The organism is Halomonas sp. DP5Y7-2 (genome assembly GCF_019802025.1).
Taxonomy (GTDB): domain Bacteria; phylum Pseudomonadota; class Gammaproteobacteria; order Pseudomonadales; family Halomonadaceae; genus Halomonas; species Halomonas litopenaei_A.
The window spans coordinates 257524-274567 of sequence record NZ_JAHVHY010000003.1 but is presented as its reverse complement, the minus strand read 5'-3'; the positions used below and the strand labels follow the sequence as shown (position 1 = coordinate 274567).

Annotated in this window: 16 protein-coding genes; all 16 read right to left on the bottom strand. The window is 64.5% G+C overall.

Annotated elements, in window-relative coordinates; genetic code table 11:
* Positions 1-188: 188 nt before the first annotated feature.
* The 16 genes from cheZ to KUW18_RS04715 all read right to left on the bottom strand — a co-directional run bounded on the left by cheZ (position 189) and on the right by KUW18_RS04715 (position 17034).
* Entirely contained in the window at positions 189-845 is a 657-nt protein-coding gene (gene cheZ / locus KUW18_RS04790; protein ID WP_206941914.1) for a protein phosphatase CheZ, read from the bottom strand.
* Positions 846-871: 26 nt separating this feature from the next.
* Positions 872-1261, bottom strand: coding sequence for a chemotaxis response regulator CheY (cheY, locus tag KUW18_RS04785; protein ID WP_206941913.1), 390 nt, complete (start codon positions 1259-1261; stop codon positions 872-874).
* Positions 1262-1300: 39 nt separating this feature from the next.
* Complete coding sequence (locus KUW18_RS19875) at positions 1301-2992, bottom strand: methyl-accepting chemotaxis protein (RefSeq protein WP_222560922.1); 1692 nt, start codon at positions 2990-2992, stop codon at positions 1301-1303.
* Between the two features lie 42 nt (positions 2993-3034).
* Positions 3035-4093 (bottom strand): chemotaxis response regulator protein-glutamate methylesterase, encoded by a 1059-nt coding sequence (locus KUW18_RS04775; RefSeq protein WP_224907888.1) that lies wholly within the window; start codon positions 4091-4093, stop codon positions 3035-3037.
* A 55-nt stretch (positions 4094-4148) separates the two neighbouring features.
* The gene (locus KUW18_RS04770; RefSeq protein ID WP_222238046.1) at positions 4149-4985 is read right to left on the bottom strand and encodes a CheR family methyltransferase; all 837 of its coding nucleotides are present in this window, start codon (positions 4983-4985) and stop codon (positions 4149-4151) included.
* Positions 4986-5029: 44 nt separating this feature from the next.
* The gene (locus KUW18_RS04765; protein WP_222486861.1) at positions 5030-7180 is read right to left on the bottom strand and encodes a methyl-accepting chemotaxis protein; all 2151 of its coding nucleotides are present in this window, start codon (positions 7178-7180) and stop codon (positions 5030-5032) included.
* A gap of 92 nt (positions 7181-7272) precedes the next feature.
* The gene (locus tag KUW18_RS04760; RefSeq protein WP_315900644.1) at positions 7273-9012 is read right to left on the bottom strand and encodes a methyl-accepting chemotaxis protein; all 1740 of its coding nucleotides are present in this window, start codon (positions 9010-9012) and stop codon (positions 7273-7275) included.
* Between the two features lie 65 nt (positions 9013-9077).
* Positions 9078-9581: a chemotaxis protein CheW gene (gene cheW / locus KUW18_RS04755; protein WP_206941909.1), complete on the bottom strand. Its 504-nt coding sequence runs from the start codon at positions 9579-9581 to the stop codon at positions 9078-9080.
* A complete protein-coding gene (gene cheA / locus KUW18_RS04750) occupies positions 9578-11737 on the bottom strand; it encodes a chemotaxis protein CheA (protein WP_222560921.1) in 2160 nt (719 codons plus the stop codon). The genes cheW and cheA overlap by 4 nt, the downstream gene beginning before the upstream one ends.
* A 17-nt stretch (positions 11738-11754) precedes the next feature.
* A complete protein-coding gene (motB, locus tag KUW18_RS04745; RefSeq protein WP_206941907.1) occupies positions 11755-12726 on the bottom strand; it encodes a flagellar motor protein MotB in 972 nt (323 codons plus the stop codon).
* Positions 12723-13595 carry a flagellar motor stator protein MotA gene (gene motA, locus KUW18_RS04740; RefSeq protein ID WP_206941906.1) on the bottom strand — a complete coding sequence of 291 codons (873 nt, stop codon included), beginning with the start codon at positions 13593-13595 and terminating at the stop codon, positions 12723-12725. Before motA ends, motB begins: the two co-directional genes overlap by 4 nt.
* A gap of 285 nt (positions 13596-13880) precedes the next feature.
* Entirely contained in the window at positions 13881-14459 is a 579-nt protein-coding gene (flhC, locus tag KUW18_RS04735) for a flagellar transcriptional regulator FlhC (RefSeq protein WP_222486859.1), read from the bottom strand.
* A gap of 2 nt (positions 14460-14461) precedes the next feature.
* Positions 14462-14782 (bottom strand): flagellar transcriptional regulator FlhD, encoded by a 321-nt coding sequence (locus tag KUW18_RS04730; protein ID WP_206941902.1) that lies wholly within the window; start codon positions 14780-14782, stop codon positions 14462-14464.
* Between the two features lie 293 nt (positions 14783-15075).
* Complete coding sequence (locus KUW18_RS04725) at positions 15076-15360, bottom strand: EscU/YscU/HrcU family type III secretion system export apparatus switch protein (protein ID WP_222560920.1); 285 nt, start codon at positions 15358-15360, stop codon at positions 15076-15078.
* Positions 15350-16639, bottom strand: coding sequence for a flagellar hook-length control protein FliK (locus KUW18_RS19870; protein WP_222486857.1), 1290 nt, complete (start codon positions 16637-16639; stop codon positions 15350-15352). Before KUW18_RS19870 ends, KUW18_RS04725 begins: the two co-directional genes overlap by 11 nt.
* Positions 16636-17034, bottom strand: coding sequence for a flagellar protein FliT (locus KUW18_RS04715; RefSeq protein ID WP_261396422.1), 399 nt, complete (start codon positions 17032-17034; stop codon positions 16636-16638). Before KUW18_RS04715 ends, KUW18_RS19870 begins: the two co-directional genes overlap by 4 nt.
* Positions 17035-17044 lie beyond the last annotated feature (10 nt).

Here is a 17044-nt window from a genome sequence, read left to right as displayed (position 1 = left end):
CCGCTGTTAGCCAGATCAAAGGCTCGAAAAGATGACGAGAACGCAGGCTTACCCCCGGATGGAGGTAAGCCCAGAGACATTCCCGGGGAGAGCAGTCAGACGCCGCTTCAGCGCCGCAGCCGAACGATGTCGTCGGCGATCACGCGCACGGCAGGCCTGTCACCAGGCGTATGGACAACGGCGTGAGCTTAGAAGCCAAGCTCGTCCAGCAGATCGTCGACCTGGTCCTGACTGGCCACCACGTCGCTGCTTTCCGGCTTGATCTGCGGGCCGTTGAGCAGCGAGTCCTCGTTGCGCCGCCGCAGGCTGTCGCGGGCATCCGTATCAGGCACATTGTCGATGAGCACCTGCACCAGCTGGTCCTCGATCTCACGGATGACGTCCATCATGCGCTTGATCACCTGGCCAGTGAGGTCCTGAAAATCCTGTGCCATCAAGATTTCCAGCAGCTCCTTCTGGGTGGCCTGGGTGTTTTCCGGCACCATCGCCAGATAGGCGCGAGTGTCGCTGACCAGGTCGCGGGCGTCGTCCAGCTCCTTGGGAGCGTCGAACCAGGCCTGCCAGCGCTCGTCCAGGGCCTGGGCATGCTCGCTCAGGCTATCCTGCAGAGGCTGGGCGCGATCGATGGCGTTGAGTGAACGTTCTGCGGCCTGTTCCGTCATGCTGGCCACGTAGCTGAGACGATCACGAGCGTCGGGGATGGCCTCTGCGGCCTTTTCGATCTCCTTGTCCAGGCCCAGCTCACGCATGCTTTCGCGCAGCATGCGGGTCAGCTGGCCAATGCGCTGGACCAGGTCGTCGCCTTGTGCACCGGAGTTGGCGCTGGCGATCTGCGGGTGTGTCATCGTTGTCTCCTGGTGACGCCTTGGCGTCACATGCCGAGCTTTTCGAAGATCTTGTTCAGCTTTTCTTCCAGGGTGGCGGCGGTGAAGGGCTTGACCACATAGCCGTTGGCGCCAGCCTGGGCCGCGGCAATGATGTTTTCCTTCTTGGCCTCGGCGGTCACCATCAACACCGGCAGTGCCTTCAGACTGTCGTCGCCGCGGATGGTCTTGAGCATCTCGAGGCCGTCCAGGTTCGGCATGTTCCAGTCGGAGACGACAAAGTCGTAGCCGCCTTCACGCAGCTTGTTGAGCCCGTCCTGTCCGTCCTCGGCTTCCTCTACATTGGTGAAGCCCAGTTCCTTGAGCAGGCTGCGCACGATACGTCGCATGGTGGGAAAATCGTCCACCACCAGAATGCGCATGTTCTTGTCGGCCATGAATCAGGTTCCTCATCGTTCGCTTGGGGAGGAGGGGGCCTAGAAGGCCTCCCATTCGGTTTCTTCGTGTCGTTGTGCGGTGCGTGTCGCGGGGGGCGCCGACTCGTCGTTGCGCGGTCTTGCGTCAGCAAGCGTTGGCGCGTCCGCGGCCGGTTCCGGGGCACGCTGAGAAAGCGCGGCGTTGCTATCGTCGGGCAGCTGGAAGATGGCTACCGTCGTGGCCAGCTGGCGGGCCTGGATGGCCAGGTCTTCGGCGGCGCGGGATACCTGCTGTACCAGCGCTGCATTTTGCTGGGTGGTCTGGTCGAGCTGGGTGACGGCCTGTCCGATCTGGCCGATACCCTCGCTCTGCTCGCGGGAGGCCACGGCGATCTCGTCGACAATGTCGTGGACCCGGCGCACGGCGTTGACCACCTCGGCCATGGTGTCACCGGCCTGGCGTGCCAGCTGGGTGCCCCCGTCGATACGCTGGGTGGATGTCTCGATCAGCGTCTTGATACGTCCTGCCGCCTCGGCGCTGCGGCTGGCCAGGCTGCGCACCTCGCCGGCGACGACCGCGAAGCCACGGCCTTGCTCGCCGGCCCTGGCGGCTTCCACCGAGGCATTCAGCGCCAGGATGTTGGTCTGGAAGGCAATGGCGTCGATCATCCCGGTGATATCGCTGATCTGACGGGAATCCTGGCTGATGGTCTCCATCGTCTCGACCACTCGCCCGACCACGTCTCCGCCCTGCTCGGCGGTGGTCGAGGCCTGGCTCGCCAGATGTCGCGCCTGGCCTGCGTTATCGGCATTCTGGGCGACGGTGGTGGTCAGTTCGTCCATGCTGGCGGCGGTCTGTTCGATCGATGCCGCCTGCTGTTCGGTGCGTGCCGACAGGTCGACATTGCCAGCGGCGATCTCGCGACTGGCGTCGGCCATGCGAGTGCCGCCGTGGCGTACCTCGCTGACGGTCTGGCCCAGTTTGGCCTGCATCTGGTGCATGGCGGTGAACAGCTGGCTGATCTCGTTGTTGCCGCGCACCTCGATGGGCTGGGAGAGGTCGGCGTGGGCGATCGCGTCCAGGGTATTCACCGCGCGCTTGAGCGGTTTGATCACCAGGCTTCGCAGCAGCAGGTAGGCGCCCAGCACCGCCAGCAGGATCATCACCAGGGCAGCGATCTCGAGCAGGCGGTCCGTGGCCACCTGGCGTTCGAAGTCGGCCTTGATGACATCGCCACGGCGGTCGGCGTAGTGACTGAAGTCGTCGAGCACGTCGTTGAGGGCGTCAAGCTGCGGTGCCAGTTGACGGCTGCCCGCGGTGAAGCGCGTCATGTCGCCGGCTTCCAGCGCGTCGATCAGTGTCATCGCGCCCTCGATGACCTGGGGATAGCGGTCTTCGATCAACTGCCCCGTGGCGTCTCCCTGGGCGGTGCGTGGCACGGCGGCAAAGCGTTCGAAGTGGGTCCTGGCGCGTTCGACCAGTTCCCTGGCATGGCCAAGTCCGGACACCAGTTCCTGATTGACGCCGCCTGATGCCACTTCCACTTCCAGCAGGGCCTCATTGAGCAGCGCGTCACCGCGGCTGACGGCGTTGAGCTGCTCGACGTTGATACGATTGAGCAGAGACAGGGTCTGGGCGGCCTTGTGACTGCTCAGCATGCCGATCCCGAGGCCGACAATGGCCGCCACGAGCAGGCTGGCGAGCATCGCCACCATCAGGGTGTGCAGGCGAATATGATGAAGTCTTGCCACGGTAGAGTCCTCTAGCTGACGGCGCCCTGCCCAGGGCGATGATCAAACACGTTGGGCGCGCCCTGCTGCGGCCACCAGCGCCAGGATGCGCGGCGCGACGTCGGGCAATGCAATCACTTCCGTGGCGCCGCCCAGGGCGATGGCTTCCCGCGGCATGCCGAACACCACACAGCTGGCTTCGTCCTGGGCGAGGGTCTTGGCGCCGGCCTCGCGCATGCGCAACAGGCCCGCCGCACCGTCCTTGCCCATGCCGGTCAGCAGCACGCCGACGGCATTGGCACCCGCCAGGCGTGCCACGGAGTCGAACATCACGTCCACCGAGGGGCGGTGACGGTTGACCGGTGGGCCTGCGTGAAGTCGCGCGATGTAGTTGGCACCGCTGCGGGCGAGTTCCAGGTGATGATCGCCGGGGGCGATATAGGCATGGCCCGGCAACAGGCGCTCGCCGTCGCTGGCTTCCTTGACGGCGATTTGGCACAGCCGGTCGAGGCGTTCTGCGAAGGAACGGGTAAAGCCCCCAGGCATGTGCTGGGTGATGATGATCGCCGGGCTGGCGGCAGGCAGTGGCTCTAGCACCTGCCGAATGGCTTCGGTGCCGCCGGTGGAGGCCCCGATGGCGACCAGCTTTTCACTGCCGATGATGGGTGCCGAAAGGCGCTGTGGTGGGGCTTCCCGAGGCTTGGTCTGACGCGGCCGAGAGCGCGCAGCAGCGCGTATCTTGTCGGCAATGTCATTGGCGTAGTCGAGCATGCCGTCGCGGATGCCAAGGGTCGGCTTGGCCACAAAATCCAGCGCGCCAAGCTCAAGCGCCCGCAGGGTGATGTCCGAGCCGGCCTGGGTCAGTGACGACACCATCAGCACGGGCATCGGTCGCAGCCGCATCAGTCGCTCAAGGAAGTCGAGCCCGTCCATGCGCGGCATTTCCACGTCCAGCGTCAGCACGTCCGGGTCGTGGCGCTTGATCAAATCGCGCGCCACCAGGGGATCCGGCGCCACTGCCACCACTTCCATATCCGGCTGGGATTGGATGATTTCCTTGAGCAGGTTGCGAATCAGTGCCGAATCATCGACGCACAACACCTTGATCTTGGGGGCACTCAAGCCGCTCTCCTCTGGGTGGTCCATGCCAGGATTATCGGCAGGCGCGCGCCGATCTTTAGGCGTCTGTCAGGGCGCCTGGCAACTGGTAGACCGTCTGCCCGCGCAGGCGGAAGGCGGCGGTGATCTGGGAAAAGTTCTCGGAATGTCCGGCGAACAGCAGACCGTCAGGCTTGAGCAGGGGGGCAAATCGCTCGAGGATGCGCTTTTGGGTCGGCTTGTCGAAATAAATCATGACGTTACGACAGAAGATGGCGTCAAAACGCCCCTCCAGCCCCCAGCTGGGCGAGAGCAGGTTGAGGGCGTTGAAGCTGACCCGACGGCTGAGCTCGGGATGGACTCGAGCCATACCCTCCTGACGTCCCTTTCCCCGCAGGAAGTGGCGCCTCAGCAGGGCCGGGTCAAGCCGCGACAGCTGCTCGATGCTGTAGACCCCGGCCCGGGCGCGGGCCAGGGCCTCGGTATCGATATCGGTGGCGATGACCTCCAGATTGGCGGTGTTGCCGCCAAGGGCATCGCTCAAGGTCATGGCGATGGAGTAGGGCTCCTCGCCGGTAGAGGCGGCGGCGCTCCAGACGCGGTAGCCGCCGGAGCGCTGACGAGCGTGCTCTGCCAGCAAGGGAAAATGGTGGGCCTCACGGAAGAAGGCCGTGAGGTTGGTGGTCAGGGCGTTGGTGAAGGCTTCCCATTCCCTGGCGTCCGGGCGCTGTTCGAGCCGCTCCAGGTAGTCACTGAAGCGTACCAGGCCGTGATGGCGCAGGCGCTTGGCCAGACGGCTGTAGACCATCTCGCGCTTGTGCTCGGCCAGCACGATACCGGCCCGCTCGTAGATCAGCTGACGAATGCGAGAAAAGTCTCGTTCGGTCAACAGCAGGTCGCGCTCGAGCGAGGCCATGGCCTCGCTCGGATGACCGCTGATAGAGGCTGCCAGGGGGTCGTTCAAAAGGCTTCCCACTCCTCGTGGTGTGATGATGGGGCCGCAGGAGCTGCGCGGGAGGGCGCTGGCTCGTTGGCAGCCGGGCGGCGCGTGGTGTCGGGCTGTTCACTGACCTCTTCGCGCACGGCGCCCTTGAGACGGAAGGCGCGGATAGCGAACGACAGCGCCTCACTGTGATCCCGCAAGCGCATGGCGGCAGCGGCAGACGTCTGCACCCGAGCGGCGTTCTGCTGGGTGACCTGGTCCATTTCGGCGACGGCCTGATTGATTTGCACGATGCCGTTGCTCTGCTCGTTGGACGCTGCGGTTATCTCCGCCATGATGTCATTAACCCGGGTGGTGGCTTCCATGACCTCGGTCATGGATGCCTCGGCTTGACGTACCAGAGCGGCACCGCCATCCACGCGCTGGTTGGCATCGTCGATCAGTGCCCGAATTTCGCTGGCGGCATCGGCGGAGCGCCCGGCCAGGGTGCGCACCTCTCCGGCCACCACCGCAAAGCCACGGCCTTGCTCACCGGCACGGGCGGCTTCGACCGAGGCGTTCAGTGCCAGGATGTTGGTCTGGAAGGCGATGGCATCGATGGTCGAGATGATCTCGGCCATCTTGCGTGACCCTTCGGTGATCTCCCCCATGTTGCCGACCAGGCGCTGCATCAGCTCGCCGGTGGCCTGGGTCCGTTCAGCGTTGTCAGAGGCCAGGCCGCTGGCCTGACGGGCGTTGTCGCTGTTATGGGCCACCGTGGTGGTCATCTCTTCCATGCTGGCGGCGGTCTGCTGCAACGACGACGCCTGCTGTTCGGTACGTGCCGACAGGTCTTCGTTGCCACGCGCGATCTCACCCACCGCAGGCGTGACCTGGGCGATGGCGCGGTTGACGTCGCCGACGATGCTGCCGAGGCTCTTGCGCATGACGTCGAGGCCAGAGACGACCTGGCCAAACTCATCGCGGCGGGCACGCGGGACCTGGGCACCGAGATTGCCGGAGGCGATCTGCAGGCTGAAGCGCTGCACATCGCGCAGTGGCTTGAGCATGGCGCGCAGGGTCAGGGTGCCAATCAGCACCAACAGCAACAGGCCTGCGCCGAGAACGCCGGCGAGCACCATCAGCATATTTTGCTGCATCTGGTTGGCCTGCATGGCCAGGGCATTGGCGGACGCCTGCTTGTCCTGGATCAGACTGGTAACGCGATTCGACAGCGCCTTGCCCTGGGCCTCCACACCGCCGATATGATTGGGCAGGGCCACAAACACTTCGTAGCTGTCATCACCGGACAGGATATCAATGGAGGCGCCGAGGCCTTCTTCCAGATAGTCGTTCAACTGGGTGTCGAAGGCGTCCGCCAGCGCGGTCTGGTTGACCTCACGGGCGTGATAGCCGTCCCATAGCTTCGTTAGGCTTTCCTGAATGCCCGCCAGGTTGGCGGCATGCTCTTCGCGCTTGTCCATCAGCGCCATGCGTTCCTTGCCGACCAGCGACTGGTAGCCCTGGGTGATCAGCTGATCCATGCGCTGCAGCCGGGCCACGTCCTGCAGACCATCCTGGTGAATGGCGGCCAGGTGGCTTTCCGCCTGACGCTCGGCGTACAGACCCACCGCGCCGCTGGTGGCCAGCAGCAGCACGGCGACGCCGATCAGGCCGATCAGGCGGGCCTTCATGCTGGTCAGGTTCAGGCGGCCCAGGGCGCCCAGCAGGCCACGTCGCTTCAGCTCACCCTGGCGCAGGACGAAGCGAGGGCGACGCTTGCCCGCGTGGTAGTCCGCGTAGGCGCGCTCGGCAAGCGCCACCTCATCGGCAGAGGCTTTGGTACGGACAGAGGCGTACCCCACGACCTCACCGCCTTCTTCCAGCGGAGATACGCTGGCCTTGACCCAGTAGAAGTCGCCATTCTTGCGCCGGTTCTTGACCAGGCCTTGCCAGTTGCGCCCAGCCTTCAGGGTCTTCCACAGATCGGCAAAGGCCGCTGGCGGCATGTCCGGATGGCGCACCAGGTTGTGATGGGCGCCGACCAGCTCGTCACGGCTGAAGCCGCTGACCTCGACGAACGCCGGGTTGGCGTAGGTGATACGGCCCTGAAGGTCGGTACGGGAGATCAGGAAGTGCTCGTCGTCGAGGACGAACTCTCGTTGTGTCGTGGGTTGATTGTTGCGCATCATGCCCCCTGCGTGGCGGTGTTCTTATGTGTTTCTTTTTGGGCTCCGCGCTGGGTGTTTAGGGGCACGCCAGCGCGGTTCTGGTCAGGGCGTCAGAACGACTCCCACTCCTCTTCACTCGCATTGCCGTCTGCGCGGCTGGTGGTACTGCTGGCGTGTTCGTTGCGTTGTTGCGCGTGACGGCTGGCGTCGGCATCGCGCTGACTCGAGCGCAGCGCCGGCATCCAGCGGGTCAGGTCGTCCTGGCGCTGGCGCTCACCGCTTTCGACAAGCTGGAAGCGGCTCATGGTGGCGGTCAGGCGGCTGGCCTCGGCCTCAAGCTGATTGGAGGCCGATGCTGCCTGCTGCACCAGCTGGGCGTTCTGCTGGGTGACCTGTTCCATCTGGGTGATGGCGTCGTTGACCTGGCCGATGCCGTGGCTCTGTTCGGTGGTGGCAGAGGCGATTTCGTCCATGATGTCGCTGACCCGCGTCACCGCCTTCACCAGCTCGCGCATGACCCCGCCGGCTTCATCGACCAGCTCGGAGCCGGAGCCGACCTGGCTCAAGGAGGCGTCGATCAGCTCGCGAATTTCGCGGGCCGCCTCGGAGGAGCGGCTGGCCAGCTTGCGCACTTCCTCGGCGACCACGGCGAAGCCGCGGCCATGTTCACCGGCACGGGCGGCTTCCACCGACGCATTCAGCGCCAGGATGTTGGTCTGGAAGGCGATGGCATCGATGGTGCCGACGATGTCCGCTACCCGGTGGGAGCCAGAGCGGATGTCATGCATGGTGGTGACGACCGATTCCATCACGTCGCCGCCACGGCCAGCGGCACTGCTGGCCTCATTGGCCAGCTGGCTGGCCTGGCGTGCGTTGTCGGCGTTCTGGCTGACCGTGGAGGACAGCTCTTCCATGCTCGAGGCGGTTTCTTCCAGGGCTGCCGCCTGCTGCTCGGTGCGCGCGGACAGGTCGTTGTTGCCGCTGGCGATATGCTGGGCGCCACGGTAGATCAGGTCGCCGCTGTCGCGCACGGCACCGACGGTACTGGCGAGCCCGGCCTGCATCTTGGCCAGGGAGGCGTAAAGACGGCCGATCTCGTTGTTGCCGCGCTGAGGAATCTGCTGGTCGAGGCGTCCTCCCTCCACGGCTTCGAAGTAGCCAACCAGCCTGCCCAACGGACGAATGACGTTGATGGTCACTCCCCACAGCACGCCAGCGATGGTCAGGGCAGCGATCACCAGTACCGCAATGATGGCCCATTGCAGCAGGCTCATGCGCTCGAGAAAGGTGTCGTACAGGGCATGACCGTTGTGCTCGGCCGTGACGAAGAAGTCGACCGCCGCGGTATAGAAGGCTGTGCTCAGGCCGATCAGGTTCTCGCGACCCTGGGTGAAGGCATCGGTATTGCCCGCTGCCAGCGCGGCCTGCTGCGGGGCCAGACCGTCATCGACCAGAGCATGAAAGCTGGCTTCGACAGCAGCGATCCGCTCCGCCTGTTCGGGCCGTGCCGGCAAGGCCATGAACTCGTCAAAGGTCTGTTTGAGCTGGACCAGCTGGGCGTCCAGCGCGGCGGCGGCGGCGGTCAGGGGGTCCCGCTCCTCAGGCCAGACGGCGTCGAGCAGTCCGGCTTGGATGTCGCGCAGCTCCACCTGTACGAAAAGCTGCTGGGAATTGACCCGATTGAGCGTCGACTGCTGATCGACATTGACTTCATTGAGTCGCTGGATCGAATTCTCACTAAGCGAGGTGATGTACAGGCCAAGGCCGCTGAGCACCAGTACCAGCAGCGCGAAGGTGCCGAGTACCAGGGTCCAGCTCAGTCTTACCGTCATGTCGTTGAGTCGCTTCACGTGCCATTCCTATTGGGGCGTCTTTTCTTGTCAGCCGTGGGGCGTTGGAGTCGTCAGGGGCGTGTTCAGGCGCTGGCGCCGGCGTGCTCGACCAGGGCCATTTCATCGCTGGTCAGCAGCTTGTCGATGTCCACCAGTACCAGCATGCGGTCATCGAGGCTGCCCAGACCGCTCAGGTAGTCCGACGACAGGGTCACGCCGAATTCCGGCGCTGGCTTGATCTGGTCCGGCGCCAGGGTCATGACGTCGGAGACCGCATCGACCACGATGCCGACCACCCGTGTGCCCACGTTGACCACGATGACCACGGTCTGGCCGCCGTACTCCACGCGTTCCAGGTGGAACTTGATGCGCAGGTCGACAATCGGAACGATCACGCCACGCAGGTTGGTGACACCCTTGATGAAGGCCGGAGCGTTGGCGATGCGGGTGACGTTCTCGTAGCCACGAATCTCCTGAACCTTGAGGATGTCGATGGCGTATTCCTCGTCACCGAGGGAAAACACCAGAAATTCACGATGGCTCAGGTCGGTGGCGGCCTGTGCCGCCAGATCGGTGTGCTGGTTCATGCTGAAAGGTCCTCCGTCAGGGAGTGAGAGGCGGTCTGGCTAGCGAGGTCGCGGGGCTTGCGCTGGCGCTTCTCCCGATGCAGCCGGTGCAGATCGGCGATATCGAGGATCAGCGCCACGCTGCCATCACCGAGGATGGTGGCGGCAGAGACACCGGGGACTCGCCGGTAGTTGGTCTCGAGATTCTTCACCACGACCTGCTGCTGGCCGATCAGGTCGTCCACCAGCAGGGCATAGCGGCGGCCCTCGCCCTGGACGATGACCGCGATGGTCTCGGTGATCTCGGTTCGGGCATTGGCGACATCCAGCGCTTCGTGTACCGCCACCACCGGCAGGTATTCGTCGCGAACCTGCAGCACCTGGTCATCGCCGGCCATGGAATAGAGGTGCTCCCTGGACGGCTGCAGCGACTCCAGCACCGCCGACAGGGGCAGGATGAAGGTTTCGTCGCCGACCCTGATCGACATGCCGTCGAGGATGGCCAGGGTCAGCGGCAGCACGATGCGGGTGGTGGTGCCCTGGCCCTGGCGCGACAGAATTTCCACGTGACCGCCCATGGCCTGGATGTTGCGTTTGACCACGTCCATGCCGACTCCGCGGCCAGACACGTCGCTGACCTGGGCGGCGGTCGAGAAGCCCGGTGCGAAGATCAGCTGCCAGACCTCGTCATCGCTCATGCTGTCGGACACGCTGAGGCCGCTGTCTCTGGCCTTGGCCAGGATGCGTTCACGGTCGAGTCCGGCACCGTCGTCGATCACCTCGATCAGAATGTTGCCGCCCTGGTGCTGGGCCGACAGGGTCAGGCGTCCGGTGGCGGGCTTGCCGGCGGCCAGGCGGGTCTGGGGAGACTCGATACCGTGATCCAGGCTGTTGCGAACCAGGTGCGTCAGGGGGTCGATGATGCGTTCGGTCAGGCTCTTGTCGAGCTCGGTGGACTCGCCTTCGGTGGTCAGCTCCACTTCCTTGTCGAGCTTGCCGGCCAGGTCCCGAACCAGTCTGGGGTAGCGGCTGAAGACATAGTCCATGGGCACCATGCGCACCGACATCACGGCTTCCTGCAGGTCCCGGGCATTGCGCTGCAGCAGGTTCATCCCGTTGAGCAGGCGCGGATCGGCGGCGCCGTCCAGCTCGCTGACCGTCTGATCGAGCATGGACTGGGTGATGATCAGCTCACCGACCAGGTTGATGATCTGGTCGACCTTGTCCACCGACACCCTGATGGAGCTGTTTTCCTTGGCCGGTTTCGCGCTGGTCTTGCGCTCGGCACCAGCCGCCGCCTTGGCAGGAGGCGTAGAGGCAGGGGGCGTCGAAGCAGGGGGCGTCGAGTCAGGCTGCGATGTGGACGGAGAGTCGGTGGAAGCAGAGCCCTGTGAAGAAGCGCCCTGTGAAGAAGCCTCCGGCTCGCTGCCTGTTGCCTGCGCGTGCACGTCAGCGGCCGCGTTGGATGAGGCTGCGGTGCTTATCGCTACCTGCTCTGGTTCGGCGATAAAGCACATCACCGCCTCGATATCTTCGGCGCTGACGCTGGTGGACAGCACCACTTCGTAGCGCTCGGCATCGCCGCGCTGTTCCACCACCTCGCCCAGCTGGGCCAGCTCTTCCACCAGCAGTTCCCGGTCCTTGTCGCCGACGCCGATCAGCGCGACTAGCAGTCGGTCTCCTGCGCTCGGGAGGGTGGGCGCGTCCTCGGCCGGGGCGGCCTCAGGCTCTGGTGGCGTGACGGGCGTTGGCGCTGGTGCTGCCTCATGGCCGCCATCCAGAGACTGGCCGATCTCTTCCAGGGCCAGCGTCCTCAGGGTCTGGCAGATGCGCTCGTAGGCCTCTTGATCCGGCGCCTGTTCGTTGCGATAGGCGTCCAGCTGGTCGTTGAGCATGTCCTTGGTTTCCAGAAAGATATCGACGATGTCGGGGCGCAGGCGCAGCTCCCCCCGGCGGGTATGGTCGAGCAGGTTCTCGAAGAGGTGTGTGGTGCGTTGCAACACGTCGAAGCCGAACGTGCCGGCGCCGCCCTTGATGGAGTGGGCGGCACGAAAGATGGCGTTGAGCTGCTCGGTGTCCGGCGCCGCCGGGTCAAGCTCCAGCAGATGGCGCTCCATGTCTGCCAACAGTTCTTCGGCTTCCTCGAAGAAGGTGTCGTAGAAATCGGTGATATCCATGCGTGTGTCACCCGGGGTCAGTGGGGCTCGTCGGACGGCGCTGTCGTGGCATTGGCCAGGGCGCCCTGGAAGCGCGCTTCGATGTTCTCGAGGGGGCCTGCCATCAGTGCCCTGTTGTCATTGCTGGTGGGGGGCGTGGAGCGCGGATCCAGCGTGCCGGGATGACGGATCAGCTCGGCCACACTGGGAAACAGCACCACCAGCTCGATGCGGCGGTTTATCGGGTCGTCGGCCTGGGTGTCGGGCATGACGACCTGGTCGGCCAGACCGGCCACGCGCAGCAGCTTGCCACTGTCGAGGCCGCCGCCGATCAGCTCGCGGCGCGACGCATTGGCGCGGTCCGAGGACAGCTCCCAGTTGCTGTAGCTACCGTTGCTGTTGAGGTAGGCCAGGCTATCGGTGTGGCCGCTGATGCTGAGGTCGTTGGGCAGGTCATTGAGCAGGGGAGCCATGGTACGCAGCAGGTCCCGCAGGTAGGGCGCCACCCGATCGCTTCCCAGCGCGAACATCGGACGCTGCTCATCGTCCAGGAGCTGAATACGCAGGCCTTCCTGGGTCATGTCAAAACGCAGTTGATCGCGCAGGCCACGCAGCTTGGGGTCCTGCTGGATGGCCAGCTCGATACGCTGCTGCAGGTTGCGAAAGGCCCGGCGCTGTTGCTCGCTGGGCCGGGTCTGGCGCTTCAGGTCGATGCGCATGCGCTCGCCCTGCTGGCTGGTCACGTCGGGTCCGCCTCCAGGAATGACCTGGGGGCTCATGGCGACGCTGTCACCGTTGGTCATCGACGCCAGCAGCGGCATGCTGAAGTAGTCGGCGACCCCCTCGCGGGTCTCGCGGCTGGAGGATGACAGGATCCACATCACCAGAAACAGCGCCATCAGTGCGGTCATGAAGTCGGCCAGGGCGATCTTCCAACTGCCTCCATGGTGACGATGCACCACTTTCTTGCGGCGGATGATGATGGGGCGACGCTGGTCGGCGCTGCTCATGCCGCCCCCGCGCCAGCCTTGGCGTCACGCACGTGATCTTCCAGCTCCTTGAAGCTGGGGCGCTCGCTGGTGTGCAACGCCTTGCGGCCGAATTCCACCGCCAGCTGCGGCGGGTAGCCATGCAGGCTGGCCAGCATAGTGACACGCAGGCATTGCAGCATCTTCACCGACTCGCCTGTCTGACGCTCGATGCGGCTGGCCAGTGGGCTGATAAAGCCATATCCCAGCAGAATCCCGAGGAAGGTGCCGACCAGAGCGTGGGCAATCATCACGCCCATCTCGGAAGGGTCGGCGGCGGAAGCGCTGAGCGCCTTCACCACGCCCATGACCGCGGCCACGATCCCGAAGGCCGGCATGGCGTCGCCGACCTTGGCGATGGCATCGGCGGGGATATGCGCTTCCTGTTCGAACATCTCGATCTCATGGAGCATCAGTTCGTCGATCTCCATGGGATCCATGCTGCCGGCGACCATCAGGCGCAGGTAGTCGGTCAGAAAGTTCATGATCATGGGGTCGGCGAGCACCTTGGGATACTCGCTGAACAGCGCGCTCTCGGCGGGGTTGTCGATATCCCGCTCGATCCCGAGCATGCCGTCGCGCCGGACCTTGGCCAGAATCCGGTAGAGCAGCGCCATCAGCTCCATGTACATGGCCTTGTCATAACGCTTGGAGCGTTTCAGGCGCGGGAAGATGCGGAAGGTCGCCTTGAGCGCCTTGCCGTGGTTGGAGGCGATGAAAGCACCGAGACCGGCACCACCGATCATCAGCAGTTCGGTCGGCTGGAACAGCGGGCCCAGGCTGCCGCCGGAGAGCACGAAGCCTCCGAACACCGACAGCAGCACGACCGCGAATCCGATGGGTATCAGCACGACGACTATCCTTTGCTGGGACGTGGAAGACGTTCTGCTGGTGTTATCGGCCTGGTCACGCAGGACTTGAGCGTGAAATCAGCGTTCATGGAAAAAAAGTGCCTGTTCGCGGCGGGCCGGGGTTTGCACCGGCTCCATCGTGGTCGCGAAGAGCGCCAAGCTATTCCAACGGCGGTGCTGGGCTGGGCGGCGAGGATCGGGCCGCTGAGGTGAGCTGAATCGGAGCGAGAGAGGCAGGAACCACCACGCCGGGGCTTGCTGCGAAGCCCACGGCGCGGGGCTGGATCAGGCTTGGTGCTTGACCGGTCGGGCGATCGGCTCGGCGCTGACGCCGTCCTGTGTCAGCGCCTGGCGACGGCGGGTCTTGCCGGCACGGGATGGGGGTTGGCAGATGCCGCACACATAGTCATGGCTGGGGGAGTGGGCATGGGCCACGAAATGTCCCTGGCACCGGGTGCAGGCGTTCAGCTGCAGCAGGTCGCTTTCGAAGAAGCGGATCAGGGTCCAGGCGCGGGTCAGGCCCAGCACCGGCTCGGCGGCGTCGATGTCGACCTGCTCGGTATACAGCCGGTACGCCTTGACGAACGCCTCCATGCGCTCGCAGTCCTGCTCCAGCAGGCGCTGGTAGTAGGCATAGAACAGCGAGGAATGGATGTTGGGCAGCCAGGTGATGAACCAGTCCGTGGAGAACGGCAGCATGCCCTTGGGCGGAGACATGCCGCGAACTTCCTTGAACAGGCGAATCAGGCGCGCCCGGCTCAGGTCGGTTTCCGTTTCGAGTACCTGAAGACGAGCGCCCAGCTCGATCAAATCGATCGCAAGCTGAACCTGGTGCATCTCCTCGACCAGACTCTTGGTGCTCATGGTCATGCCCCTCCGGCGCGAGCCGAGTTGCAGGCCATCAGCAGGGAAGAATGAAGATGGGCAAGTCCCTGCTCCCGCGGGTTGTCCACGACTTGGCGCAGCTGGTCGGTGGAACCGATGCCAAGCTGGCACAGCAGCTGGTTGGTGCGGGACAGGCGGGTCAATTGGCGTGCGTTGAAGCTCTCGAGAAGATCCGCCTGTTCCTCACTGATGTTCAGGCGTAGCCTGGCAGTGGTGCGGTCTTCGGCCAGCAAGCGCTGCGCCAGCAAAAGATAGGCAAGATTCAATTCCTGAATCTCGTCGATCAGTGAGTGACTGCTCATAGGTTCCCTGCCTTGATCGTTTTCTTTTTTGCTGATCATCGCCAGCTTTAGATAAAACTGTTACACCCCTGGGGATGCGGACGAAGAGTATCGCCACTGTGTGACGTTTACGTGTTCGTCTTCACTCCTTCGTCCGGGGTATTGTCGATCAGTAACAGTGTGGCGCAAGGCAAGAGTGCCGCCAACGCATCAACGCTGGTTGGCTGATATGTATCAAGAAAAATGAATGTTCATAGAAAACCGACGCTTACGACGCCATAAAAATCCAAGTAAACTTAGCGTCGTACATTTATTTACCTTTTTGTTTCATTGCTTACATCATTCAGCTCGCCAATCCATACCAGCAGCTCGGCAATGACCTGGTAAAGCGCAGGCGGGATCTGTTCATCCAGATTCAACTGCATCAGCAGACCCACCAGGGCGGGTTCGTCGTGGACGTGGATGCCCTGCTGGCGCGCCTGGTCGATGATCCGGGCAGCAATGTCCCCATAGCCCTTGGCGATCACCCTGGGCGCACTGTCTCCCTCGCCGTAAGCCAGGGCAACGGCCTGGCGCCGTGAAGGCGTGTCATCCGTCATTGTCGGCGCCTCGCTGGATGGTCATGCTCACCTCGCCAACGCCATGGCCGCTCAGGCGTTGGATCAGGGTTGCGCGGCCCTGTTCCAGCTGCTGCCTGAGGGGTTCGCTGGCGGTGGCAAGAATCAGTTTGAGGTGCTGTTGTCCGACCACGGCAGTGACGCTGAGCGTGCCGTGGTCGGGCAATGTGAGCTGGATGTCCGTGCGCCAGGCACCCTCGTCGCCAGGCTCCTCTCCGCGTTGCTGGCCCCCTTCGCGCCGATCGGGTTCGCGTTGAGGCGGATGGATGGCCAGGGCCATGAACAGCCCGCTCCAGACATCGCCTTCCCAGCGCAGGACGGGGGCGGCGAGCAGCTCTAGCTGATGGCGAACCAGCGGCGCCAGGCTCTCGTGAACGCCGGTCGGCTGCGCGGGTTCCTGGCGCCCTGCGGGCCGCTCGCCCGCTTCGACCAGGACATCGCCCCGAGGATGGGCCACCGGTGCCAGGCTGGGCAGGAAGCCGGCGGGTTGGGTGGTTCGCCAGGGCGCCTGTAGTGCCGATGGGCTCGAAGGCGCCACGCTGGGATCGCTGAGGGGGCGGAAGACCAGGGGGCGCCACATCTGTGGCTCCCGAGCGAGTTGGGCGCGATCCAGCTCGCCACCCAGCCAGCGTCCCAGGTGGGATTCGTAGAACAGGCCACTGTCACGCACGCTGGAGCCAAGGCGCTCGGCCAACTGGGCCACTGCTGGGGTCGAAGGGCCAGCCAGAGGTGCGCCTGCAACGGGTGAGCCAGCCACAGGCGCACTAGCAACAGGCGCACTCGCAGGCGGTCGGCTAGCAAGGGAGGCTGCGGCGGCAGAGCTGGCCGCGGTTGCTGCCGGCGGAGGTGGCGAGCTTGCGGCTGGCGACAGCGTTGCGGGGGATGGCTGGGCAGCCGCTGCAGGCCCTGGTGGTGTTGCCAGCAGCGGACGTGACGGCGACAACGCCGAAGGCGGTGCTGGAAATCGCGCCAGCAGCTCAGCGATACGTGCTCCCGGAGCGCTGAGCTGGGTGATGGTCGAGGCGGGTCGGTCAGCGCTTGGTGCAGTGTCCCCACCGGCTGAAGCAGGCGCGGAGGTGGTGACACTGCTGTGAGCGGTACGTCTAGCGTCCAGCCGCGAGTCGCTGTGCACGGCGCCCGGCCCGCGACCTGGGTCGATCGGCTTGACCGGGGCGTTGGGGTCCTTGGCGGGGGGCACATCGACACGCTTGCCCAGCACCTGGTGGAGCAGGGTGTCGATCAGCGGAGTGATGCCGCTCACGGCGTCTCACGACGGAAGCGAGCGCCGGCGTTCACCACGCGACCGCCGGTGTAGGCACGGTGCAGATCCTGCTGGTTACGAGAGACGTTGAGCAGTTCGCCCAGCTCGTTTCGCCGTTCGACCAGACGTTCACGCAATACCAGGTCATTGTGCAGGATGGCCTCGAGCAGCTCACCCAGACGCTGGCGCTGGGTATCGCTCATGCCGTCTGCGGGCAAGGGGCCCTGAAGCGCCGTGACCTGGGTCACGTAGTCCGTTTCCAGACGCACCAGACCGTCCCAGTCATGCTCGCTGGCCATGGCCAGCATCTGCTCGGTCAGCGCTAGCAGCGCTTCGTAGCGAGTCAGCAGCAGGGTCGCGGTGTCGGTACTGTGGTACTCGGCAAGCGGGGGCATGGAGAACCTC